The sequence below is a fragment of the Pseudahrensia aquimaris genome, assembly GCF_042676045.1.
Classification (GTDB): domain Bacteria; phylum Pseudomonadota; class Alphaproteobacteria; order Rhizobiales; family Rhizobiaceae; genus Pseudahrensia; species Pseudahrensia aquimaris.
In genome coordinates, this window is record NZ_JBHTJV010000002.1 from 74,551 (window position 1) to 99,609 (window position 25,059).

19 protein-coding genes are annotated in these 25,059 nt (G+C 57.5%); 1 reads left to right on the top strand and 18 read right to left on the bottom strand.

The window, feature by feature from the left end; translation table 11 throughout:
• Positions 1–25: 25 nt before the first annotated feature.
• From ACFQ14_RS00335 to ACFQ14_RS00420, 18 genes are all read right to left on the bottom strand, one after another.
• Entirely contained in the window at positions 26–901 is an 876-nt protein-coding gene (locus ACFQ14_RS00335; protein WP_377210706.1) for an amidohydrolase family protein, read from the bottom strand.
• Positions 898–2,049 (bottom strand): vWA domain-containing protein, encoded by a 1,152-nt coding sequence (locus ACFQ14_RS00340; protein WP_377210707.1) that lies wholly within the window; start codon positions 2,047–2,049, stop codon positions 898–900. The genes ACFQ14_RS00335 and ACFQ14_RS00340 overlap by 4 nt, the downstream gene beginning before the upstream one ends.
• Positions 2,046–2,927, bottom strand: coding sequence for an AAA family ATPase (locus ACFQ14_RS00345; RefSeq protein WP_377210708.1), 882 nt, complete (start codon positions 2,925–2,927; stop codon positions 2,046–2,048). The genes ACFQ14_RS00340 and ACFQ14_RS00345 overlap by 4 nt, the downstream gene beginning before the upstream one ends.
• Before the next feature lie 3 nt (positions 2,928–2,930).
• Complete coding sequence (locus ACFQ14_RS00350; protein WP_377210709.1) at positions 2,931–3,962, bottom strand: xanthine dehydrogenase family protein molybdopterin-binding subunit; 1,032 nt, start codon at positions 3,960–3,962, stop codon at positions 2,931–2,933.
• Entirely contained in the window at positions 3,959–5,902 is a 1,944-nt protein-coding gene (locus tag ACFQ14_RS00355; RefSeq protein WP_377210710.1) for a molybdopterin cofactor-binding domain-containing protein, read from the bottom strand. Before ACFQ14_RS00355 ends, ACFQ14_RS00350 begins: the two co-directional genes overlap by 4 nt.
• The gene (locus ACFQ14_RS00360; RefSeq protein ID WP_377210711.1) at positions 5,902–6,408 is read right to left on the bottom strand and encodes a (2Fe-2S)-binding protein; all 507 of its coding nucleotides are present in this window, start codon (positions 6,406–6,408) and stop codon (positions 5,902–5,904) included. The genes ACFQ14_RS00355 and ACFQ14_RS00360 overlap by 1 nt, the downstream gene beginning before the upstream one ends.
• Before the next feature lie 3 nt (positions 6,409–6,411).
• Complete coding sequence (locus ACFQ14_RS00365; protein ID WP_377210712.1) at positions 6,412–7,209, bottom strand: FAD binding domain-containing protein; 798 nt, start codon at positions 7,207–7,209, stop codon at positions 6,412–6,414.
• A complete protein-coding gene (locus ACFQ14_RS00370; protein ID WP_377210713.1) occupies positions 7,206–7,667 on the bottom strand; it encodes an SRPBCC family protein in 462 nt (153 codons plus the stop codon). Before ACFQ14_RS00370 ends, ACFQ14_RS00365 begins: the two co-directional genes overlap by 4 nt.
• Positions 7,668–7,671: 4 nt before the next feature.
• On the bottom strand, positions 7,672–8,109 hold the full coding sequence (locus tag ACFQ14_RS00375; RefSeq protein WP_377210714.1) for an SRPBCC family protein: 438 nt from the start codon (positions 8,107–8,109) through the stop codon (positions 7,672–7,674).
• Positions 8,109–11,591, bottom strand: coding sequence for a flotillin domain-containing protein (locus tag ACFQ14_RS00380; RefSeq protein WP_377210715.1), 3,483 nt, complete (start codon positions 11,589–11,591; stop codon positions 8,109–8,111). Before ACFQ14_RS00380 ends, ACFQ14_RS00375 begins: the two co-directional genes overlap by 1 nt.
• A 48-nt stretch (positions 11,592–11,639) precedes the next feature.
• Entirely contained in the window at positions 11,640–12,470 is an 831-nt protein-coding gene (locus ACFQ14_RS00385) for a phosphoenolpyruvate hydrolase family protein (RefSeq protein WP_377210716.1), read from the bottom strand.
• 3 nt (positions 12,471–12,473) lie between these two features.
• A complete protein-coding gene (locus tag ACFQ14_RS00390) occupies positions 12,474–14,645 on the bottom strand; it encodes an ABC transporter permease (RefSeq protein WP_377210717.1) in 2,172 nt (723 codons plus the stop codon).
• The gene (locus ACFQ14_RS00395; RefSeq protein ID WP_377210718.1) at positions 14,638–15,444 is read right to left on the bottom strand and encodes an ABC transporter ATP-binding protein; all 807 of its coding nucleotides are present in this window, start codon (positions 15,442–15,444) and stop codon (positions 14,638–14,640) included. Before ACFQ14_RS00395 ends, ACFQ14_RS00390 begins: the two co-directional genes overlap by 8 nt.
• Positions 15,441–16,511, bottom strand: a complete 1,071-nt coding sequence (locus ACFQ14_RS00400) for a branched-chain amino acid ABC transporter permease (RefSeq protein ID WP_377211320.1) — start codon at positions 16,509–16,511, stop codon at positions 15,441–15,443. Before ACFQ14_RS00400 ends, ACFQ14_RS00395 begins: the two co-directional genes overlap by 4 nt.
• A 33-nt stretch (positions 16,512–16,544) precedes the next feature.
• On the bottom strand, positions 16,545–17,558 hold the full coding sequence (locus tag ACFQ14_RS00405; RefSeq protein ID WP_377210719.1) for a branched-chain amino acid ABC transporter permease: 1,014 nt from the start codon (positions 17,556–17,558) through the stop codon (positions 16,545–16,547).
• A 302-nt stretch (positions 17,559–17,860) separates the two neighbouring features.
• Positions 17,861–18,688 carry a helix-turn-helix domain-containing protein gene (locus ACFQ14_RS00410; protein ID WP_377210720.1) on the bottom strand — a complete coding sequence of 276 codons (828 nt, stop codon included), beginning with the start codon at positions 18,686–18,688 and terminating at the stop codon, positions 17,861–17,863.
• A 161-nt stretch (positions 18,689–18,849) separates the two neighbouring features.
• A complete protein-coding gene (locus ACFQ14_RS00415) occupies positions 18,850–20,289 on the bottom strand; it encodes an aldehyde dehydrogenase family protein (RefSeq protein ID WP_377210721.1) in 1,440 nt (479 codons plus the stop codon).
• A gap of 86 nt (positions 20,290–20,375) precedes the next feature.
• Complete coding sequence (locus tag ACFQ14_RS00420; protein ID WP_377210722.1) at positions 20,376–21,620, bottom strand: ABC transporter substrate-binding protein; 1,245 nt, start codon at positions 21,618–21,620, stop codon at positions 20,376–20,378.
• Between the two features lie 343 nt (positions 21,621–21,963).
• On the opposite strand from ACFQ14_RS00420, the gene ACFQ14_RS00425 reads away from it, so the two are divergent.
• A complete protein-coding gene (locus ACFQ14_RS00425; RefSeq protein WP_377210723.1) occupies positions 21,964–25,038 on the top strand; it encodes a calcium-binding protein in 3,075 nt (1,024 codons plus the stop codon).
• Positions 25,039–25,059: the final 21 nt, after the last annotated feature.

Below are 25,059 nucleotides of genomic sequence, written 5' to 3' on the forward strand. Positions count from 1 at the left end.
TTTTTGCTCCTCCCAAGCTAATCGTTCAGATGCGGTAGACCCGCGCTGCAGTGTCGTTGAAAATGGCTTTTTGTTGCGTTTTGGGCAGGCCGGAAGCAGCCTGTTGGAACGCGTCGAACAATTCCGGATAGCTGGTCCACAACTTCTCGATTGGGAAATTGGAGCCGTAAAGGCAGCGTTTCGCTCCAAAAATTCCAACGGTCGTCTCGACCATGTCACGGATGAAATCCGGATCGTTCTTATGAATAAAAGTGCCGAAGGCCGACAATTTTGAAACGACGTTGTCGCATTGGGCGAGCCGTTTCATGCCGGTTTCCCACTGCGCCCGTCCTTGCTTGGACGTGTCCTCCAACATTCCCGCATGCTGCAAAATGAAGGTCACATCCGGGCAGGCTTCGGCGAGGTCTGCGGCAGCGTCCATTTGCGAGGCGAATACTTGAAGGTCGAACGACCAATCAAATTCGGCCAGCCGCGCAATGTTGCGCTGAACCGTCTTGTCAGACGGCAGGTTGGGGTTCGGTGCAAAGCAATAGAGCGGGTTTTCGTGCCAGTGCAATTGCTGGCGGATGCCGCGCATCAATGGCTGCGCTTTGAGTTTGTCGAGTTGGGGGCGCACATCGTCAACCGTGAAATCCGCATAACCGACAATCGCATGCGGCCAGCCGGTTTCATCGGCCACCGATTGCACCCAAGCCGCTTCATCTGCCGCCCAGTTGGGTGCCCAATTGGCCTGCACATAGACCGACTTCTTGATCCCAGTTGCTTCGATATCGCTGAGATATTCAGCCATCGTGTAGTCGCGCTTGATTGCCGCGTAAGGACCAAATATGCGCGGTTGCTCCGGCCCAAGCAGCCAGGGTAGATCTTTTTGCAGCCAGATATGGTGATGGGCGTCTATCATGCGGCTCTCCCAAATCTGCGCCGAAAGCGGCTGGGGCTTGCCAGCATCAAGATGTGAGATGCGATAGCGGCAACTGTGCTGCCGTCTGCGAGGTTATCGATGTAGCGAAGCGAGGCCGAGAGTGCCTCCGTGCGCGGCTCGTAGTCCGGGTCGGCGGCTAGTGGGGACAACCATTCGACGCGCCATGCCATTCGGTCGATCCGCGCCATGCAATCCACCATCGCTTGCGCATCGCCGCGCTCCAAACCGTCCGACACGATCACCACAGAGGCGCCGCGCAAGCTGCTGGCAAACCGCGGCACAGCAAGCAGCGCAACCAGCGCATCGCCGATGCGGGTGCCGCCATCAAAATCTGCCACGACGCCCGCCACCTGTTCCAGCGCCCGCTCCGCGTTGCGGTGGCGAAGGGCGGGCGTGATGCGTGTCAGGCGTGTGCCGAGGGTAAACACTTCCGCCCGGTCTGCCGTCTGCACGACGGCATGTGCAAGACGCATTGTGCCTTCAGATTGTTCCGCCATGGAGCCTGACACATCGATCAGCAGTGTGATGGGCCGCTGGCGCATCTTTCGGGTGGTTTTGGGCAGTTCAAACAATTCACCATCGCGGCGCACAGCCTCACGCATGGCGCGGCGTACGTCCGGCCGATCACCGTGACGGGACTTGCGGCGTCGGAAGGAAAAACGCCTTGGAAGTCTCGACGGTGCATGGCGAGCGAACTGGCGCAGAGCTTCCGCCTCGCCAAGCTGACTGAAACTTCGCTGGGTTAGCGTTTCCGCCCGCGTTGCCTCGGTGCCAATTTCGCTGTCTTCAGTGTCAATTTCCACATCGCGCTCGCCATCGCGTGGCTCAAAGGCTTCCACGCCCTCGTCATCATCTTCCGAAGTGGCCGGTGCGGAAATCGTCTGCCCCATAAAGAAAGCCCGGAAGAGACCGTCATATTCGCCCCAGCGGGCACGGGGGATGGAAAGCATCGCGATACCTGCGTTGCGAATGTCTTCCAGCCCGCGTGGCCCCAACAGCTCGATGGCTTCGATGAACGCAGCCGTCTGTTCCGGCGCGACGGCAAAGCCGTTCTGGCGCAGCACTTGTGCAAACTCAACGAAGGCCTGAGCAGCGCGGGGCATGGTGGAGTTGCGAATGTCACTCATGCCGCCGTTCCCTGCAAAAGAGTGTCCAATTGCGGCTGCACATAGGTGAGATCGTCATGATCCTTCAATGCAACACCGATCGCTTGCCGGAAAGCTTCGGGCCACGGTTGGCCTTGGCTGGCCAGCAAGGTGGCTGCCTCCGCCCATTCAATCGTTTCTGCCACGCCGGGTGGTTTCACCAAGGGTTGCTCCCGCAAGCGCCCGACGGCGGCAACGACTGCGTCTGCCGTAGTGCGAACGACAGTGCTGGCGCGCGCCATCACGATCTCCGCTTCCAGCGCAGCATCGGGATAGTCAATCCAGTGATACACACAGCGCCGCCGAAGTGCCTCGTGCAAGTCGCGGGTACGGTTGGAGGTGAGCAGCACAACAGGCTGTCCGCTTGCGCGAATGGTTCCTGCTTCGGGAATTGAGATTGAAAAATCCGACAGGAATTCCAGAAGGAAGGCTTCAAATTCCTGATCCGCCCGATCAATTTCGTCGATCAGAAGAACGCAGTCTTGCGGATGGCGCAATGCTTCCAGCATGGGCCGTTCCAGCAAAAATTCGTCGCCGTAAATGTTGACGTAAGTATCTCCTGCTTGCCGGATGGCCAGCATCTGACGGGGGTAGTTCCACTCATACAGCGCCGCCGAAGCGTCTATGCCTTCAAAGCATTGCAGGCGGATAACACGACGTCCCAAAATCGATCCGATAGCTTTCGCTGCCTCGGTCTTACCGACACCCGGAGCGCCTTCCAGCAGCAAGGGCTTGCCGAGCGCCAGCGCCAAATAGCCTGCTGTAGAAAGGGAAGCATCTGCAATATATTGCGCACCATTTAGCGCTGCCTGCAGCTTTTGCGGGCTGTCGATGCCGACGATGGAACGCTGCACTGCCAAGATTTATGCTCCCCAGTTCCGACCCTGCGGACGCGCTCCGCCATTGGCTTGTATGCCGCGCAGAATTTTCTCCGGCGTGATGGGAAGCGTGTCGCACCGCACGCCGACCGCATTGTAAACCGCGTTGGCGACTGCGGGCAGGAGCGGGTTGGCGCACATCTCACCCGGCCCTTTGCCACCAAATGGCGCGCCTTCAGCAGGACGTTCCAGAATTGCAATATTATGCGGGACAACCTGACCCGGACCGGGCATCAGGTAATTGTTGAAGTCCGTCGGTCGGTTGTCACGCGCTGGGTAGTAGGGTTCGGTGGTTTCATAGAGAGCGTGGGAAATGCCCATCCATGCTCCGCCAATCAATTGCTGTTCCACCAATTTGGGGTTAAGCGCGCGCCCCACTTCATAGGCGGAATTCACCTCCAGAACTTCAACATCACCCGTTTCATCATCTACCTGCAGATCGAGCACCACCGCCGCATGGGCAAAGCAGGAAACCGGCGTCTGCTCGCCTGTTTCGGGATCGACTTCCGACAAAGGAACTAGGAATATGCCGCGTCCGGCAAGTGTTCGCCCCTGCTGGAACTGGGCGGCTTGGGATGTTTCCATGACAGTGATGGAACGGGACGGTGCGCCTTTAACGTGGATGTTGCCCTTGCCGTCTGTTTCGAGATCGGCGGGCGAGACTTCAAGTTCTTCAGCGGCCGCCTCCATCATCACGCCGCGCGCTTCGGTGGCAGCTTGGATGACGGCATTGCCCATGCGGTGCGTGCCACGCGAGGCAAACGAGCCCATGTCGTGCGGGCCGGTGTCACTGTCGGCGGTATCTACATAGACATCTTCAAGCGGCACGCCGAGCGTCTCCGCCGCAATTTGGCGGGTGACACTCTTCATGCCTTGGCCGAGATCAATGGCAGACAGCGTGACCATGAATTTGCCATCCGGTGTTGAATGAACCAGCGCCTGCGACGGGTCGCCACCGAGGTTCATGCCGATGGGATAATTGATTGCCGCGAAGCCGCGGCCCTTGTGCCAGGTCATCGTCTTCTCCCGGAGATGAACGGCGATGTGCCGGGCCGTCGCGTGCCGCGCGAAAACGGTTCGCTCGGTTTATATGGCTCGCTTGTATTGGATGACTGAGAGAACGCCGGTGGTTGCGACACATTGTTAGGTTGGCTTGTTGCGGGTGGTGCGGGCGGTGCTGATGCTCCATCGCCGCTGCTGCGCGCAAATGCCGACCGTTGTGGCTGCGGTGGTGAGGCAGGCGAAATTGGTGGCTCCGCGACCGGAGAAAGCGACGCGGCTGGCTGGGTTGGACTGACCATAGGCTGCTGAACCGGCGCAGCCATCGGTGCGCTGGGTGTTGGCGTTGGCGTTGGTGGCACTTGCGAAGCCGACTTGGGGGATCGGCCTAATTGTATGGGTGTTGCGGCTTGCTCTCCCATCGCCTGCGTCGGTGGATGCTCAATAATGACGCTTGGCGCGCGACCGGAATCGCGCCCTTTCTTGGATGGAGCGGTGGAGATATCCGCACCCCGCTTGCGCTCACCGATCTTGCCTTCTTCATCGATCATCGTCGGCGGTATCGAGCCGCGTTCGCCCTCGCCACCGCCGATCATGCTGGACATGGCCATGTATTCCGGCCCGATCTGCCAATTGCCCTTTTGCGAGGCCACTTGGCAGCATTCGATGAACGCGCAGTTCTTGGCTTTGCGGCGGTGGGCTTTCATGTCGCCATCGCGGTAAGCGTTTTTCAACCGCAGTTCGACCGGATCCATACGGACCGTCTCGGCCACCTTGTCCATATGGCATTCAATGGCGAAATCCACGCCCGTTATGCCAAAGCCACGCATGGCCGTTGCTGGCGTGCGGTTGGTGTAAACGCAGTAAACGTTGGAGGCGACATTAGGGATCGTATACGGCCCCGGCAGGTGAGCTGTGCCTTTGACCACGGCATAGGAAGACAGCCGTGTGTAGGCGCCGGAATCGAAGAAGCCCGTAAACTCCCGCGCAACAATGCGCCCGTCATTCATCACACCGTCACGGATGCGCCAGCGTTCCGCGCCTCGCGGTGCGCCGACCTGCATTTCCTCTTCACGGTCCCAGACAAACCGGACTGGACGGCCCGTTAGGGCTGCGCCAAGCACAGCCAATGGTTCATTCAGCGAATCCACCTTGCCACCAAAGCCGCCACCAACCGTGCCGCCGATGAAGTGGAGACGGCTTGAAGGCATGTCGAGCAGTTTTGCGGTGACGCCAAGCGAAAAGAACAAAGCCTGCGAACCCGTATGACAGCGATACCGATCGTTGGTTTCGGGCACAGCAATCGCGCCGCAGGTTTCCATCGGTGCTTGCTCAATGGGCGACATTTGATACTCGCCCTCGACGATGTGATCGGCCTGCGCCATGGCTGCGTTCACATCGCCGAAGCGCAGTTTTTGGTGATCGTAGAGATCGTAATAGTCAAACGTGTTGTTGGGATATTCCTCATTGATGACTGGAGCTTCCGGCTTCAGCGCGTCTTCAACCTCCAGCACGAACGGCAGCGGCTCATACTCTACCCGCACAGCTTGGCATGCCTTGCGCGCCTGCAATTCCGTCTCAGCGATGATGGCAACGATCGCTTCGCCTTTGTAACAGACCTTGGTGTCTTGCAGCAGCTTCTCGTCATCGCGGCCAAAATTGATGAGCGATAGCAGCGTGTTGATGTTGTGGGGAACATCCTTGGCCTCAACCACCCGCACCACGCCTGGCATTGTGTCCGCGCCGTTGAGATTGATTGAACGAATGCGGGCATGGTGCTCAGTGGAACGCACAATGCGCATGTGCAGCATGCCGTCGTAGAGGTGGTCGTCGTAATAGGTCGAGCGGCCAGTGACATGGCCCAGCGCATCCTGCCGCTGCTTCGGCTTACCAATCTCGTTGAGATCTTCGGGCCGCTCGTCAGCAAACAGATCTTTGCGAAACTCTACAGTGGACATCAGCGTGTGCCTCCAAAACCGGTGGCGCCATAGCTGCGGCCCGTGCGCTGCGCCGCGGTCAGCACCGCATCAATGATCGGCTCATAACCTGTGCAGCGGCACAGATTGCCTCCAAGCGCCTCTATCACCTCGCCTCGGCTGGGATTTGGATTTGTGTCGAGCAAAGCCTTTGCCGCCATCAACATGCCTGACGTGCAATATCCGCATTGGGCTGCGAAATGCTCCATGAATGCCTCCTGCAAAGGATGCAGATCGGGGCCGTTCTGCAACCCGCCTGTCGTACTGATGGATTTGCCCTCGACGCTTTCAGCAAGCGTGAGGCAGGACAATTGGCTTTTGCCGTCGATGATGACCGTGCAAGCGCCACATCCGCCCTGGCCGCAGCCGTATTTTGGCGACAGATCGCCCGCGCCGCGCCGCAGAACTTCCAATAGGTTGGCTCCGCCATCGACAAACAAGGCGGTTTCGCGGCCATTCAGGGTAAACCGGACTGGAACTTTGGCCATCGTCTAGCCCTCCTCTTTCAACAAAAGCCGCCGCAGATGGACGGGCGCCACTTCACTGCGATACCAGCCGGAGGCAATGGGATCGTCCGGCGGCTGAAAATCGCTGCGCAACGCATCCAGCGCGGGCTTAATGCTCATTGCATCAAGCGACACGCCCTCAAGCGCCCGCTCGACATTCTTTGCACGCAACGGCGTGGTGCCCATGGCGCCAAACGCAATGCGCGGGCTTGAGAGACGGCCAGCCGACTGATTGAGACAGGCGGCAATCGACATTATGGAGACGCCCTTTGGTTTGATGCGGGTAACCTTGCGAAACCGGAAATCGACACCGCTGGGTTGAGCAATCGTTACCCCGGTCACCAAGCCTCGAAACGAGTCGCGCCCGACGAGAAAGGCTTCCAATTCTTGTTCCCCGCCCCCTGCGATTTGAACCTTCGCATCCAGCGCCAAGAGCGCGACGGCAAAGTCGCCATACGGGTGGTGGGCAAACAGATTTCCGCCAACGGTTGCCATGTTGCGAATGGCAGGGCCGCCGACAGCGCGTGCGGCTGGCGCGAGCAAGGCGACATCCGGCGAGCTGATGACTTCCGCCATCGTGACTGCTGCACCAATTTCTATGCGGTCACCGGACCGCGTGATGCGGGCCAGAGCGGGATCGGTGGCCCGCACGATGCGTTCGCCTGACAATCGGCCATAATTGACCGCGTTCATGACGATTGTGCCGCCAGCGAGATAGACCGCATCATTGCGCAATGCAGCCGATGCCTCTTGTGCATTGGGGAAAGTTTCAACGGCGATCATGCTGCATGTCCTTCACTCGTTTGGTTGTCGAGGTGGGCTCGGATGGCTTCAAATCCGGCACCGTAAATTCCCTCGCCGACTAGCTCGGATAGCTCCGCTTCCCGTCCCGCTGGCGTGTCAAAGCGGCTTTCCCAGTGCCAGAAAGTGGCGTCTTCATCCGTGACCGGAAGCAGGCGAACGTGTGAGACGTAGTTGAAAAGTGGAACTGGCGTGTCGAGCAGGCAGTAGGAATAGCTCTGTTCCATGTCCGACAAGGTCAAAAGCTGTTCGCGCAATTCCGAGCCGTCTTCCAGACGGAAGCGGCGCACACAACCGACGCGGTCGGCATCTTCACCGCGCTCGATCCGACTGGAGGCAATGGCTGGATGCCACCATTCGTGTCCGTTGAAGTCTCGGATGACTTCCCAGACGGCATCAACCGGATGCTGTAGAATCGTTGATCGGGATACCTTTACCACGCCATCACCCTCCAAAATGGCGTTTGAGGGCGTCGAAGCCGGTTTGGAACACATTGCCGCCGATGCCGGACACAAGATCGGCTTCATCGTCTGCCTTGCATTCGAATTCCGCCGACCACTCAGCGAAGCAGCGCTCGCCATCGGTCACTGGCGTCAGGCGCACCGTCGCCAGATAGTCCCAAAGCGGCATGGGCCCATCGAGCATGGAGTAGGAAAAGAACAAATCGTAGTCTGACAAGCCAACAAGTTGCTCACGGATGTTGTCGCCGTTTTGCAGGTTGAAATTGCGGATGCAGCCAATCTTGTCGGCGGGAAGCGCATCTTCAATCCGGCTGTCGCGGATGCGGGGATGCCAGTTTGGCAGCCCGTTGAAGTCTCGCACCCGTTCCCACACTTTGGTGGCTGGAGCATTGATCACGCTGGACACATAAACACGGGCCATCAGGACGCATCCTTCCCGGCGGGCTTGCCACCGTCGCCGTCACCTTTGAGCTTTTTGGCTTCCGAGACCGCACGCGTCATGTCGCTTGCATCGCGGAAGATGGTGGAGCGTGAGATGTTTGATCCGTCCAGGCCAATGTCTGAAAGCAGACTGTCGACCATGGGCGCTTGCACGCGGTAGCGCAGGGCAGAGTTCATGACTTCGTCCGTTGGGCTGCCGCCACCGCCACCACCGTTCATGCCGCCGCCGCCACCGCCGCCATTGGCCCAATCGAGGCCGGCGGTGCCGGAGCCACCAAGTTGCATGATCTTGATGTCGTTGATTTTCTCCAGCGGTTTGACGGAGGCGGAGACGATGCCTTCCACATGCTCCAGCATTTTGCGCTTGAAGAGTGAGTGGCGTGCCTCGTCTGTGAGAACATTTTCGGCCTCGTTGATAAGTTTTTGAGCCTCCGCTTCGACGGCGGCGCGAACCTTCTCGGCTTCAGCGGCGATGCGTTTCTCCGCTGCTTGTTTTTCAGCCAAAGTCACATCGACAGTCTTGCGACGCTCGGCGATTTCCCGCTCGCCAGCCGTTTTGGCCTTCTCAGCGGCCTCAATGGCCTTTGCGCGGGCGATCTCGGACTCAGCAGCAGCGGCACTCTTATCAAGCGACTTGCGGTAGAGTTCGATGGCCTTGTCCATCTCGGCGCTCTCCACCGTTTTCTCGCGTTCCACCTCGCGGCGACGGCGCTCTGTTTGATGGTTGATGCGTGCCTCGTCGAGGCCGAGTTCCGACGAGATTTGCGCCCGTTCGACCTCTTCCTTGGAAGCGATTTCAGCCTCCCGCAGGGCTTGGACCCGGGCAATTTCCAGCTGCTCGATTGAACGCTTGCGCTCGATGCGCACAGCTTCCAATTCCTGCTCTGCCTTGATGCGATGGGCGTCGACGACCTTCTGCTTGGCAACACGAGCCGCTTCGACGGCCTCGTCGGCAGCAATTTGTGCTGCGTCGACGGCCTTGTTGCGCTGGATCTCCAGAGCGCGGATTTTCTCGTCGCGTGCGATTTTCTCTTGGGTTGTCTCCTGTTCTTTCTCGATGCGCATGCCATCGACCAAGCGGCGTGAGGAGATTTCAGCGCTTTCGATGGCTTCGTTCTTCTCAATCTCGCGGGAGCGGATTTCCGCTTCCTTCTCGATTTCCTTGGCTTTGGTTTTCGCCTCTTCCTCTATGCGGCGCGAAGCGACCTCTTCTTGTGCCGCAATGCTGGCTGCATCGACGGTGCGGTTGCGTGCAATTTCGCGCTCGCGCAGGTCTTGCTCGTAAGCGATCCGCTCTGCTGCAACTTTCTTCTCCTTGGCGATTCGGGCGGCCTCTGTGGATTCCTCGGCGGCCAGTTCCGCTTCGCGCACGGCTTTCTCGCGGGCGACATCGCGCTCGCGCGTCGCTTCTTCCTTCTCGATGCGTTGAACCGCCAGCTTCTTCTCCTGGGCGATACGGGCAGCTTCCACGCTTTCGGTGGAGGCCACTTCGGCTTCCTGAATTGCCTGGTTGCGGGCAATTTCGAGTTCGCGTGTGGCTTTTTCGAAGGCGATTTGCTCGGCCGCTGTCGCTCTTTCCTGGGCAATGCGCTTGGCCTGTGTTGCCTCGCGTGCCGCGATTTCTGCAGCGTCCAATGCTGCCTTGCGGGAGACTTCGCGATCGTCCGTCTCTTCGCGCGATGCAATGCGTTCGAAGGTGATTTGTTTCTCCTGCGCGATGCGGGATTTCTCGACGCTTTCGCGGGCTGCAATTTCGGCTTCCTCGACAGCCTTGTTGCGCGAGATTTCGAGCGCGCGGATGCGCTCTTCCTGCGCGATGCGTGTTGCGTCGGTGGACTCGCGCGCTGATATTTGAGCGGCTTCGAGCACTTTCTGGCGCTCGATTTCCAACGCCCGTGTTTCCTGTTCGGACGCGATGCGCTGTGCAGCCAGCGCTTTTTCACGAGCGATGCGAGCGGCTTCTGTTGCCTCTTGAGAGGCAATTTCAGCCTCCTCAAGGACCTTCTGACGCTCAATCTCAAGCTGACGCACCGATTTATCGGAAGCGATACGCTCGGATGAAATCACTTGCTCCTGTGCGATGCGCAGTTTTTCAGATGCCTCACGCGCTTCAATCTCGGCCTGTTGCACGGCCAGGTTGCGGGCGATCTCGCGTTGCTGGGTGTTTTGCTCAAGTTCGATGCGTGCTTCGGTCACGGAACGCTCTTGCGAAATGCGTGCCTTTTCGATTTTTTCGCGCGCCTCAATGTCGGCTGCGTCGAGGCTGCGCTGTTTTTCGATTTCCCGTGCCTGCTGTTCCTGCTCCTTTGAGATTCGCGCCTCAGTGATCACTCTCTCTTGTGCGATGCGGGCTTTCTCGATGGCCTCTTTCGCCGTGATTTCGGCAGCATCGGTCATCTGCCGCGTCTTGATGCGTTCTTCAGTGAGGTTTTTCTCTTGAGTGATGCGCGCCTTTTCCAGTTGTTCCTTGGTGACGATCTCAGCCTCTTCCACCACTTTTTGCCGTTCGATTTCCATTTGGCGAATGTCGCGCTCGGACTCGATGCGGGCTTCTGAAATCTGGCGATCGTTTTCAATCCTTGCACGCTCGATCGCCTCGCGGCTTTCGATGCTCGCACGTTCGGAGGCTGCCTCCTGCTCAGCGCGTTCTCGTACGAGTTCTGCGCGTTGGCGGGCACGGCGGAATTCAACTTCGCGCTCCTGTTCCAAACGCGCTTCTTCGCTTTCGCGCTCAATCTGCAGCGCCTGCTTTTCCGCTTCCAGATTGCGAGCGCGGATGAGGATCATGGAGTCCTGCTCAATGTCGTTGCGCAGTTTGCGGCGGTTCTCGATGCTTTCGATCACCGTGGTAAGACCTTCGGCGTCAAACGTGTTGGAGGGATTGAAGTATTCAATATCTGTCTGGTCGATATCGGTGATCGCAACAGACTCAAGTTCGAGACCGTTTTTGTCCAAACCCTCCTGGGCGGCTTCGCGCACGCGACGCACGTATTCTCCGCGCTGCTCATGCAATTCGTGCATGGACATTTCAGAAGCGACCGAGCGCAAGGCGGACACAAATTTACCAGCCAAGAGCGAATGGATGCGTTCCGGCTCCAGCGTCCGTCGTCCCAGCGTTGCGGCCGCCAGCGAGACGGAGCTTCTGTCCTGCGCGACGCGCACATAAAACTCTGCATCCACGTCAACGCGCATGCGGTCTTTGGTGATCAGCGCCTCTTCGCGTTCGCGGGTCACTCCCAGCGGCAGAGTGTTGAGGGAGACGGGTGTGATGTCGTGGATGATCGGCCAGACGAAGGCACCGCCATCGATCACGACTTTCTCACCCAGAAAACCGGTTCGCACAAAAGCGACCTCTTTGGTCGACCGGCGGTAGAGCCAGTTCATCACCCAATAGAGAATGAAGATGACGATGACGGCTGCGATGAGCCACAACACCAATTGTCCGATCAATTCTCCAGTCATTTCATTTCCTCCCGGCCTTTTCGGCCTCTCTTCGTTCCCGCAGTCGGCTCAGTTTTTGATGCTGATCTGCTTGAATTTCTTTGTCTGTTCGGTCAGCGCGATTTCCGTCGGCAGACGCTCCATTGAAGAAGCGCCATAGAAGCCGTGGCAGTGTTTCGTGTTCCGCAGGACAAATTCGGCGTCGTCCGGCATTGCCACGGGGCCGCCATGCACCAGCACGATGGCATCAGGGCTCACGTCCAAAGCGGCCTGTGCGTATTCGTCGGTCAGCCGTGGGGCGTCTTGCAATGTAACGCCGGTCTCCGCGCCGATGGAGCCGCCCGTCGTCAAGCCCAGATGCACGACGATGATGTCGGCACCAGCCTTGGCCATTGCAGTCGCGTTGTCGGTGGAAAAAACGTAAGGCGTGGTGAGCAGGTCTTTGCCAGCTGCCATCTCGATCATGTCGACCTCAAGACCGTAAGACATGCCCGTCTCTTCCAGATTGGCCCGGAATGTGCCGTCGATCAGGCCCACGGTTGGAAAGTTCTGCACGCCGGAGAAGCCAGCCGCTTTCACCTCGTCCAGAAACTTGTCCATCAGTCTGAAGGGGTCAGAGGCACAAACGCCGGCCAGAACGGGCGTGTTCTTCACCACTGGCAGCACTTCGCCCGCCATTTCCATCACGACGCTGTTGGCATCGCCGTAAGGCATCAGACCAGCCAACGAGCCGCGACCTGCCATGCGGTAGCGGCCAGAATTGTAGATGACGATGAGGTCAATGCCGCCTGCTTCTTCGCATTTTGCGGAAAGTCCCGTGCCGGCACCGCCGCCAATGATTGGCTCTCCGGCATCGCGCATGGCGCGGTATCGTTTCATGAGTTGGGAACGGTCGTGCATGGATCAACTGGCCTTCATGGTTCTGGAGCCGAAAAGTCCACGGAAAGTGGTGATCACTTTCTCGGTGAATTCGGCATCGTTGATGTTGTGGGGAACGCGGATCAACTGGCGGTTTGAAGTCTGGCGCACAGTCTCTTCCAGCGCGGCGAACAGGGCTTTTCGCGCGCTGGGATCGTCAAAGGGTTGGCCCTGCGCATCCAATGCGGACACGCCACCTTCCGGCAGGAAGAAGCGCACCGGCCCGGTCATTTCGTTCAGCCGCTCGCCAATCCAGCGGCCCATTGCGGTGTTCTCTTCCGGTGTCGTTCGCATGAGCGTGACTTGCGGATTGTGTTCGTAGAAAAGCCGGTCTGCATACTTCGCAGGCACCGTGTCCCGCGCGCCAAAATTGACCATGTCGAGCGCGCCGCACGCGCCGATATAGGGCAATCCAGCCCGAATTGACGCGCCGAAGCGGTCCTCGTTGGCTGCAAAGACGCCGCCAAACATCATGTCGCATACTTCCGTGGTGGTGAGGTCAAGCACGCCGGCCAGCATGCCGGAATCCAGCAGCTTCTCCATGGAGCGCCCACCAGTTCCTGTGGCGTGAAAGACGAGGCAGTCGTAGTCTTCATCAAGGGCGGCTGTGATCTGCTGCACGCACGGTGTTGTCACGCCAAACATGGTCAGGCCAATAGCGGGCTTGTCGACCACATCATTTGCGGCACTCATTCGTGCTTTGACCATGCCGGCTATGGCTTGTGCGCCATTCGTCAGCACTTGGCGGGTGATGGAATTAATCCCCTGAACATCGGCAACGGAATGCAGCATCAGAATGTCGGACGGGCCTACATATTGCTCCACATTGCCGGAAGCGACGGTGGAGATCATCACTTTAGGCACGCCGACGGGCAGGACGCGCATGGCAGGCGTTGCGAGAGCCGTGCCGCCTGAACCTCCTGCGGAAATGATGCCGGCCACGTTATTCTGTGCGGCCATCCAGCGCTCAAAGGCTTGCGTCATGCCCGAAACAGCGGTGCCGCGGTCGCCCGTAAAGACGCCGGATGTGCCGCGCGGATGGAAGGCGGCGATGGAATGCGGCGGAACATCGGCGCCAGACGGTTTGCCTGATGTGGACAGATCCACGAGTTGGACGTTCAGCCCCTGTGCTTTCACCAGATCGCGGATGAAGCGAAGTTCCGCGCCTTTTGTGTCCAGCGTTCCGACGATGAGAACACGGGTGCCTTTGCCTTGGATGCGGGCCGACAAGGGTTGGAGCTTCGTCTTCGAAGCTGCCGAAGCCACATCGGTCATGGTGCGGGCTGCGCCTTCAATCACCCGAACGGGAACAGCAGCGCTCCAGCGCGTTGGCACGCGGGGGTTGGAAACAAAGACCTTCTGCGGCCCTTTGGTGTCAGATTGCCCTGAGGCTGGTTTTTCGTCCGAGCGGGGATCGGGCGTTTCGTCATGAGCATGACGGCCAACCCCGAGCAGCGCCTGCTGAAGATCACGATCAGCGGCCAGCACACCCGCTTCCATAACGCGGTTGATGCGTCCATTGACCATTATTGCAACTTGTTCCGAGACTGACGTTGCGACGCCAATATTCTGCTCAATCACGAGAACGTCGATATCGCCCTCTTGGCCAAGACGGATGAGCATATCGGCAACCAGATCGACGATCACGGGCGCAAGACCCTCGGTCGGTTCGTCCATCACCAGCAGCTTCGGATTGAGCAGGAGTGCGCGGGAAATCGCCAGCATTTGCTGCTCACCACCCGAAAGTTGCCCGCCGCCATTGTTGCGCCGTTCGGCCAGCCGGGGGAATGTCGAATAGATGCGCTCGATGCTCCACGCCTCGCCGGAGCGGCTCACCAATTTAAGATGTTCGTCGACTGTCAGCGAGGGCCACAGTCGGCGGCCTTGAGGAACGTAGCCGATGCCTGCCCGCGCACGCTCTGCGGATGTTTTGCCTGCCAGAGATTGCCCCGCAAAGGAGATCGAACCACCTGAGATCGGCACCATGCCCATGATGGCTTGGCACAGGGTGGTTTTGCCCATGCCGTTTCGACCAACAACGGAAAGGACGCCGTGGTGAAGGGTCAGGTCTACGCCTTGCAGGGCGTGGCTTTGGCCGTAATAGACGTTGAGGTCTTTAACCTCGAGAATGGGGGAGGCGGAGCGGGCGTCAGTCATGGCCACCCCCTAGATAAAGTGCCTGCACTTCCGGATCTTCTTCAATCTCAGCGGGCTTGCCCTCTTTGAAGATGCGCCCGTTGTGCATCATCGAGACTTGTTCAGAGACGCGCAGCGCCACGTCCATATCGTGCTCTATGATGATGTAGCCCATGTGCCCGGGAAGGCCCGTCAGGATTTCGATCAGTTCAGAGCGCTCTGTCGGCGAAAGCCCTGCGGCTGGCTCATCAAACAAGATGAACCGCGGCGCGCCGGACAGCGCCATAGCGATTTCAAGCTGTCTTTGCTGCCCATAAGCGAGTGCGGAAACCTTCGTGTTCTTGATATCTTCCAGATGCACAACACGCACCAAATCTTCAGCCGTCGCCATCAGCGCATCGTTGCGGCGGGGGCGCAGGAAAGAAAACCTGTTTCGCGAAACGCCGCAGCAGGCAAGGTAAATGTTGTCGAGAACCGACAGGCCGGTGAATAGGAGCGAAATTTGATACGTGCGCCGCAGGCCACGGCGGATGCGTTCGTGGGCGGCGAATTCTGTCACGTCTTCCCCGAAAAAACGAACGCTGCCGTGGGTCGGCAGAAAGTCGCCCGTGATGCAATTGAACAGCGTTGTCTTGCCCGCGCCATTAGAGCCAAGCACTGCGCGGCGTTCGCCGGGGCGGACGGACAGGGTGATGTCTTGCAATGCCGCCAGCGCACCGAAATACTTGGATACTCCGCGAAGCTCCAAGGCGTTGGAAGTGCCCGTGGCCTCAAGGCGGTCTGACACACTGCGGGTGGGGTCAATCGCGGTGACGCTCATGGGGCCTCCTTCTGGTTTTCACCAGTCAAAGGATCGCGCCCACGGCTTTCCCGCCATCTTTCCCACAGGCCCAAAATACCATCGGGAGAGAAGAACACGATGAGGAGGAAGGAGATGCCAACGAGCAGCTGGAAGCGGTCGCCCGACATTCCCAGTGAGGTCAGGATGTCGATGGCGAAAGTCTTCAACACCACATAAATCAATGCGCCGATGAACGGGCCGATGGGGCGGTTCAAGCCGCCGATCACGGCGATCACCAGAATGTCGATCACCGGACCTGTTCCCGCCGTTCCGGGCGAAATTTGCGCGGACTGCCAGGTTAGCAAAATACCGCCAATGCCTGCGATCAAGGCTGCGAAAGCATAGGCCGCAATACGGTGGGCGTTGACGTTGAAACCGAGCGCTGCCATGCGCCGCGGGTTGTCGCGGATGCCTTGCAGCGTCAGGCCGAAAGGCGCGCGAGAAACGTACAGCACCACGATGTAGGCCAAAACGGCCCAAAACAGCGACAGGTAGTAGAAGGCCAGATCGCCCCGCCAATCAACACCGAAAAGTTGTGGTGGAAGCACGCCGTTAAAGCCCGAAAAGCCGTTGAACACGCCGTAGTTTTGGCGTGTGAAGTAAAAGAAGGCCGATGCGATCGCCAGCGTGATCATGATCGTGTAAATGCCTTCGGTGCGCACCGCGAGCGCACCGACAACCGTTCCGAACAGCACTGCAATCATGAGGGCCAGCGGGATGGTGATCCACCACGGCCAGCCCAGCGAGATCGTATCAATCGAACTGACGCCGAAGATTGCGACCATGTATCCGGCGATGGCAGCGATGGTCATCTGAACCAGCGAAACCATGCCGCCATATCCAGCGAGGAACATCAGTGACAGCGCAATCATTCCAAGGATGAATGACCAGCCGAAAATCTGGTTGAGAACAAAGCCGGAAGCGACCAGCGGCATTAATAGAAGCACGGCGCCGATGATCCAGTAAGCGGTTGGGATGCGCTCGTACCAAGAGGCTGAAAGAGCCTGATCGTTGCTGCGCGCAGCGTCGGTGAGCGTGCCATTCATGCCGGAACCGGGCTGGTCCAATACGCTCATCGCCTATGCCCTCCCCAACAGGCCCTGAGGGCGGAAAGCAAGCACGAGCACCATGATGAGGAAGGTCAGCACGACTGCATACGTGGGCACGTAAACCGAGCCAAATTGCTCCGCCAGCCCTATCAGCAGCGCGCCGATGGCAGCACCGGGAATGGAGCCCATTCCGCCGACAATCACTACGACCAAAGAGGCCAAGAGGAAGCGTATGTCTTCGCCGGGCGCGACGGTTTGAAATGTTCCACCCACAACACCGGCCAGACCCGCAAGTCCTGCGCCGAACGCGAAAACCCCTACGAACACGAGCTGAATACGTGCGCCGGTGGCCGAGAGCATGTCTCGGTCATCGACGCCTGCGCGGATTAGCATTCCGATCTGGGTGCGGTTCAGCATCAGCCACATCACAACACCGATAACGATGGCGGCTCCCAAAATAACCAGGCGCACGATTGGGTATTTCATGAAAATGAGTTCGCCCGACGAACGCTTCACGCCCGTGACGAAGAACGTCTCGACGGGGCCGGAAAGCCATGAGGGCGGCTGGATGTTGTAGAAGTCACCGCCCCAATACCACAGCATCAAATCCGCCATGACGATGGAAATGCCAATCGTCACCAGCGTCTGGCGCAGGTCTTCGCCCTCCATTCGGCGGAAGACAAAATACTGCAGGAGAATGCCGAAAGCAGCGACAACGATGAATGAGACGGGGAAGGCCAGCAACCACGAGCCGGTCGTGTTGGCCACGCTGTAGCCGATGTAACCGCCGAGTAGATAGAGCGAGCCGTGCGCCAGATTGACGTTGCGCATGAGGCCGAAAATCAGAGTGAAACCGGAAGCCACAAGGAAATAGAGCGCACCAAGTGTGACGCCGTTGAACAAAGCGTTGAGAAATATTTTCTTGCGCCCGATCAGGTCCACTAACCAAGCGGGCCAGACGGCGAAAATCATCCAGATCACGAACGCGACTATCACGAAGATGATCGCAGACCAGATTGGGTTGCTTTCGATGAAGCGCCTCAACGAACAGCCTGACGCCGAGGTGCCATCGGGCAGGGGGCTATGCCACCCCGGACTGTCCGGTTCCTTCTCATGCGTCCTCCCTGTTTCTCCGGTCAACCAACGCTGCGCGTCAGATCGGCCAAGACGAACAGGTTAGGAAGGTTCTTGTGTAAGCCTCATACCTCACAGTCTTGTCGCTTGGCTTCGCATCGCCAAAATTAAATTTGTGGCCTTCTTTGTAAGGGGTCTTGAACGGGACGCCCACCAACAAAAAAGGTGCCTGCAAAAGCAAGCACCTCCTTAATTGCGAACGAAGTGCGGGATTAAGCTATAAGTCCAACCCGGCGATAGTCGCTCGGTGGTATGCCAACATTGGTTGTGAAGAAGCGGGTGAAACTCGCTTGTGAGGAGAAGCCCAAGTCATAGGCAATCTCTGTAACGGATTTGTCAGTTTGCATGAGTTCGTCAATTGCTCGCTCGGCCCGTAACGTGTTGAGGTAAAGGTTGGGCGTGATGCCCATCTGGCGTTTGAACAGCTTGAAGAAGTGCGGCCGAGACAAGCCGGATTCTTTGGCTACCCAATCAATCTCCATCGCTTCGCAGTAGTTTTCCTGCATCAGCGCAATCGAGCGGCGAACGCGATAGTCGAGGAACCGTTCGTTGAATCGGCTCATGCGGTTTTGCCGATTTCCTGTTCCCCAGCTTTGCTCGAAGCACTGGCGCGTTGTTTCAAACAGGAATCCGTCAAACATTTCCGAGCCTTCGGGCTCCATTAAGAGGGAGGTCAGCCGGGCGACCCATGTGGCAACCGGCGAGGTCACGTCGATAAGGGGGCGACCGAAGGCCAGTGTTGGCTCAGCCGATCGGTTGTTTTCCAAAAACCACATCGGCTTTATATAGAGCGTGAGGGTCGTTAGCGGTTTTTCCGGATCGTCGATTTCAAAACTATGAGGCTCCCACGGCGAAACAGCCACAGCGCTGTTGCGGTCGATCCTGTGAGATTTGTCGCCCAGGGTGATTTGGCCCTCTCCGCCATCCAGCCAGAAAATCAGATGTGCTTCGCGGTGGGCGTGCGTGATAATCGGCTTGTTCAAGTTATACAAAGCCGCACGGCCGAACGCGCCGTGATGGACTGATATAGCGCCACTCATACCCAACTCCTCCCAAAGTAAAGGTGCTCACTCGCCCGGGAGCACCTACATGCTCGTGGGCAAAGAGGAGTTTGGTCAAGCAAAAACAGCTTCAAAAAAGACTATGAGGTATGAAATCGGATCGAAAGCTACGAAATGCCGTTGTAAGTTTTGGGGTTCAGCTAAGCTCGGGTGTAGGCAGTTTTGATCTGCGTGTAGAATTCTTTGGCGTATTGGCCTTGTTCCCGCTGCCCATAGCTGGACGCTTTCGTGCCACCAAACGGAACATGATAATCGACGCCCGCGGTTGGCAAATTGACCATGACCATGCCTGCTTTCGCCTTCTGGCGAAAATCGGTCGCGTGTTTCAGACTTGTCGTGCAGATGCCCGCGCACAAACCAAAGGGCGTGTGGTTGGCAACGGCGAGCGCCTCATCGTAATCGCGCACTCGAATAACCGATGCGACGGGACCAAACACTTCTTCGCGGTTGATTGTCATCTGAGGGGTGGTTTCGGTAATGAGAGCGGGAGACATATAAAAACCGGGCTTCCCTCTATCGAGGCGCTCGCCGCCAAAGCGAATGGAGCCGCCTTCGCGGCGGGCAGTGTCGACATACTTCAGGTTTTGCTCTAGTTGAGCTTCGCTGGCGACTGGACCAATATCCGTTTTCTCGTCAAGCGCATCACCCACATTGAGTGCGCGCAGGCGCTCTGCGCAGCGTTCAACGAACCGGTTGTGAATATCCTGCGTCACGATCAGCCTTGAAGATGCGGTGCATCGCTGGCCGGTGGAATAGAACGCACCGTCTATCGCACAATCGACGGCTTGGTCGAGATCAGCATCATCCAAGACCACGAGAGGGTTTTTACCGCCCATTTCAAGCTGGGCCTGGCGCATGTGGCGGGCGCAGGCTTCCACCACGCGCGCGCCTGTTGCTTGCGATCCGGTAAACGTGATGGCGTTGATGCGTGCGTCTTCAAGCATGGCATGGCCGACAATATTGCCCGGCCCCATGACCAAATTGAACACGCCAGCCGGAAGGCCTGCGCGCTCAAGAGTGTCGGCGATTACCCACGAACATGCTGGTGTCAATTCAGCAGGCTTCATGACAACCGTGTTGCCGAAGGCCAAAGCGGGCGCAATTTTCCATGCGGGTATGGCAATTGGAAAGTTCCACGGTGCGATTATGCCGACCACGCCGACAGGTTCACGCATCACATCCACCTCCACGCCGGGGCGCAACGAAGCGAGTTTGTCGCCGCCCAACCGTAAGGCTTCTCCGGCGAAGAAAAGAAAGATGTTGCCGGCCCGCACAGTTTCGCCAACGCCTTCGCGCAGCGTTTTGCCCTCTTCACGAGCGAGTAGGGTTCCAATCTCGGTTTGGTGAGCGAGAATGTCATTACCCACTCGCGCCAAAATATCATGGCGTTGCTGTGGTGTGCTTGCAGCCCATGCGGGAGCAGCATCGACCGCCGCTGACACGGCCGCATTGACGTCGGAGGCATCGCCCTCCGCATACTGGCCAACGATGTCGTTTGTGTCTGAAGGGTTTATGTTGGGCGTTGACCGACGGCCCGACCGCCAGTGTTCGCCAATCCACATGCCCTTCACATCGCCCATCCTACGTCCCCGTTTTTCGCTTGCTCACAAAGAGGCCCCGGACGGCAAAGTCTCCGCCCGGGGCCGCTTCAGTCTGTCATCTGCGATTAGTCGCAGTCGACAATATCGCGTGATGGTAGGCCGAGCTTCTTGAACTCCGCTTCATCGACGCCGAGCGTCTGATTGACGTTTTCCACGACCTTCATCAGCTTGTTGCCAAGCGTGCCATCGGCGTTCTCCACCACTTCGGTGACGAAATTGGTGCCGATGGCCTGACGGTTGTTGTCCAGTTTGATTTTTCCGTTCGGTGCATCCAGCTCGAGCGTGGACAGGCACATGCGGAATGCCTTCTGGTTATCGGATAGATCGCCATTGGTCTTATTCAGGCACTGGAGAGCCGCATTTGTGGCGTTGTAGTAGCCAGTGGACATCAAAGCTGGCGTTGGGAAGCGCTGATCCGGCGGGAAGGCGTCCTGATAGGCTTTGACGAATTTCTGCCAGTTTGGATTGTCCCAATCGTCTGCCTGCGGGCCAGACGAAGGCGTTCCAATCAGCGCGTTTTTGGCGTCGCCTTTGGAAGACAGAACCGTTCCGTCCACCATAATGGTGCCACCAATCAGATTGGCATCACCGCCGGCCTGTTGATACTGATTGAGGAAGTTGACGGCGTCACCGCCACCAAGGCCCAGATAGATTGCGTCAACATCGTCTGGCAGAGCGGCGATGATGGAGCCGAAGTCTTTCGTGCCCAATGGCACCCATTGCCGCTCGACGATCTTGCCGCCCGCGTTGCAATAGCCCAAGGCGAAGCCAAGGAAGTTTGTGTAAGCGAAGGAGTAATCTTCAGCGACTGACGCTACCGTTTTCCATCCCTTTTCATTGGCAACATATTCACCCAGACCAGCGCCCCACTGAGCGCCATCCATGTTGAAGCGGAAGAAGTTTTCCGCTGGATCAACGAATGTGGTCTCCTGTGCGCCGGAAATACCGTTGATGATCGTCACTTGTGGTTGGGTCTTGGCATAATCGCGCAGCGCGATGCCCTCAGAGCCTGAAAGCGGGCCGATGATGAGGTCAACCTTGTCCTGCTCAACCAGTTTACGAACGCCGCGAACCGCGCTGTCTGGGCTCGCGTCGGTGGACTGGGTGATGATTTCCAGTTCTTTGCCGCCAGCCTTTCCACCAGCTTCCTTCAAGGCTATTTCCAAGCCGCGAATGCCTTCCTCCCCCAGCACGGTGTAGGTGCCTTCGAGTGTTGCCAACACGCCTACTTTGATCTTGTCAGCCGCCAAAGCTGAACTCGATGCGACCAGCGCCATCACGGACGCGGTGGTTATCAGGAACTTGTGCATTCATACCTCCCATGAATTTCTAAATCACTGCGCACCTTTTGTGCAGCAGTAGGGGAATAGAGTGCGACACTCCCCGCGCCCCATGCATGGCGCTGAGTGCCGGAACATACCGCCAAGTATCATTTTGAAAGGAAAAGGCCGTCATTTGGCGGCATCCACCAAAGCTGCATCAAAACTGAAACGCGTTGCCCTGACTGCGGAGTTCAAAGTGTGGCTGACGCTCAACACGCCCGATGTCGCGTTGATATCCAGTGTGATTCACCACAAGACGGCGCTTGGCTGTTCCAATCGGCAGTATTTTGTATAGTGGCTTTCACGATTGAACGATTGGCGGACTCAATTCATGGCTATCTACAACATCACCACCCTAGGTGATTACACCGGCACGGCTGGAAACGATGTCTTCAACATATCTCATACATTGTTGGAAAACGGGGCTGCTCGCGGCACGATCATTGATGGATTGGGCGGTAATGATCGCTTTGTGGTGGACTATGGTGGAGACACTGGGCGAGCGCCTTCTTTGTATCTGCCGCTATTGGAGAACGTCGAAAACCTGGTTTTGCAGAACGGCAGCGGCAGGGTGTTGCGCGTTCCCATGAAGGATGACCAAATAGCTTCGCTTTTGGCCAGTGGTACGACCTTGAACATCAAGGTCGACATGCCGTTTACGAGCCAGACCGGGGCTGTCCAAGTGATTTTTAGCTTGTCGTCGTCGGGTGAACTGGATTCCCAGCTTCTGGATTTCGATCAGCTTTTCACCATCACAACTGGAATCGGCGCTGTTCCGCTTGATACCGGGTTTGCTTCCCTCCTCTATTTTTTCCGGCCCGAGGAGAACCAACGAATTTTTGGCACTGAAAGGGGCGAGACTTTCAAGACCAGTGGTTTTGGAACGTCCACGGTTGGAACGGTGAACGGGCGCGGTGGAGACGACGTTTTTGAAATGATCGGCTTCGTCAAATCCATTTCCGGTGGAGACGGAACCGATCGCCTTGAGCTGCGAACGCTAGGCAACACGCTGAACCTGAACATCGATGAAGGTTGGTTGGCTGATGCCACAAAGCGAATGGACGTTGATGGGATTGAGGATTTCAGCTTTCGAAGCGACCAGTCGTCGGGCAATCTGAAGATAACAATGGGCGACAACGATGCTAAGTTACAGACCCCTGGAGGTTTTGACGTCGAAATAACGGGAGGTGCCGGTGACTTATTTCTCACAGGATCAAGAGACGCGCGAGGGCAGGTTACCTTATTCGGTGGTGCCGGTGTAGAAAAAATCACCGCCAGTGACTTCGATGATCTGCTCAATGGCGGCGGTGGTGACGATACATTTTTAGCTCTTGGTGGTGATGACGTCGTAAATGGTGGCGCGGGCGATGATTCAGTCTACGGACATGGCGGCAACGATACCATTCGCGGAGATGCTGGTAACGATACTCTGCGGGGCGGCGAAGGCGATGACACCATCAGTGGGGGCGCTGGCAACGATGATCTGCGGGGCGGCAATGGCAATGACATCGTGCGGGGTGGCGATGGTGATGATACAATCCTAGCTGGTTCTGGTAATGACACTGTTTACGGTGATGCTGGCTTCAACATCCTATACGGTGAAAGCGGAGAAAATTTCCTCTACGTAGCTGGCAGCGGTGCCAACGATCCGGGCTATGGCAATGTCTATGGCGGCGATGGCACCGATACGATCTACGGTGGGAACGCTGACGATGCACTGTTCGGCCTAGCCGGAAACGATGTGCTTTATGGCCGCGGTGGAGACGATGTTGTCTCCGGTGGTTTTGGAGACGACATCGTGGATGGCGGTGGTGGCAACGACGTAGTCAACGACGGTGCGGGCAACGACAGGCTGTTTGGCAGGGATGGCGATGATAGGCTGACCGACACCAGCGGTAACGACTTTGTCAGCGGTGGCAACGGCAACGACACAATTTACAGCCTAGGTGGTATTGATGTCATCTATGGCGGGGCTGGAAACGATAGAATTGAACTGGTCGTTGGGGAGAAAGATACCGTCTATGGGGAAGACGGAGATGACTCTATCACGACTTCTACGGAAACAGCCTCCATCGCCGACATTCATCCAGGAGCAGGCTTCAACAACATCTTTTTGAGATCAGGCGAGAACACCATTCACATTCACGGTGCAGCGCCGGGAAGACGACAAGACCAGATAATAAATTTCACCCCTGACGGCAGCAACAAGGTGGATTTGAGGGCTTTTGATATTTACAGCATTGATCTTGTCAAAGATCTCCTGACTCAGAGCAGTTATCAAAACACCGCACTTAAACTTTACGATGGTGTTCAGGATGTCACCGTCGTTTGGTTTAACACAAACGGCCTTTCGCCAGACGATTTCGGTGCCGATGATTTTGTTTTGGCAACGCCTACGACGTTCAGGCAAATTGGAACCGATGCCCGCGATCACCTCTACGGAAGTGATGTCAGCGACCGCTTGTTCGGCGGAGACGGCAGCGATGTTCTTTACGGCTCAAACGGCAATGACGGTCTCAATGGCGGAGACGGCAACGATGAGCTGCACGGTGGTGCCGGCCGGGATTTGATGGTCGGGGGTGCAGGCAATGACCGCTACTGGGTGGAAAACGCTGCTGACCGGATCGTCGAAAACGCCAATGATGGATACGACATTGTCTACGCAACAGTCTCCAACCTGACACTGTCTGCCAACGTCGAAAAGCTGATTTTCACCGATACCGGAAACCATGTTGGTCGCGGCAACGCCTCCGATAATGTTCTCAATGGCAATGCGGGTTCTGACAAGTTCATTATCGACGCAGGAGGCGATGACACGTTCTCTGGCGGCAACGGAATGGATGCTTTTGATGCGCGGTCTAGTGAGACCGGCGTTCGAATTTACCTCAACAATCAGGATTTGAACGGCGGCGCTACCGCTGGTGATTTCTTCGCATCTATTGAAACGTTTATCGGTTCGTCCACGGCTGGCGATATCATGAAAGCCAATCCAAACGGCCGTGCGCGGTTTGCCGGTGACGGTGGCGACGATGTTTTGTGGGGCTCCAACAGCATCGATTATTTGCGCGGTGATGCTGGTAACGACGATCTGCGAGGCGGTGCAGGGCGAGACACGATTCTCGGTGGCACCGGCAATGACGATCTTTATGGTGGTTCAGGACGGGATCAATTCCGCTTTGTTGAAGTACAATTTGGCCAGGACACAATTCACGATTATCAGGATGGTCTAGACTATTTGCGCTTTTACTCGGCTGTGGCTGACGAGTTTTCCGATTTCACAATCAGTGGGAACGGAACTTCCAGCGTGCGCCTGACCCTAGCCAGTGCGCCTTCAAACTTCGTCGAGATAAACGGCGTCAACAATTCAACCGTCACGCTGACGGACGGTGATTTCATGTTCTATTGAGTCTTCATCGCGAAGAGAGTG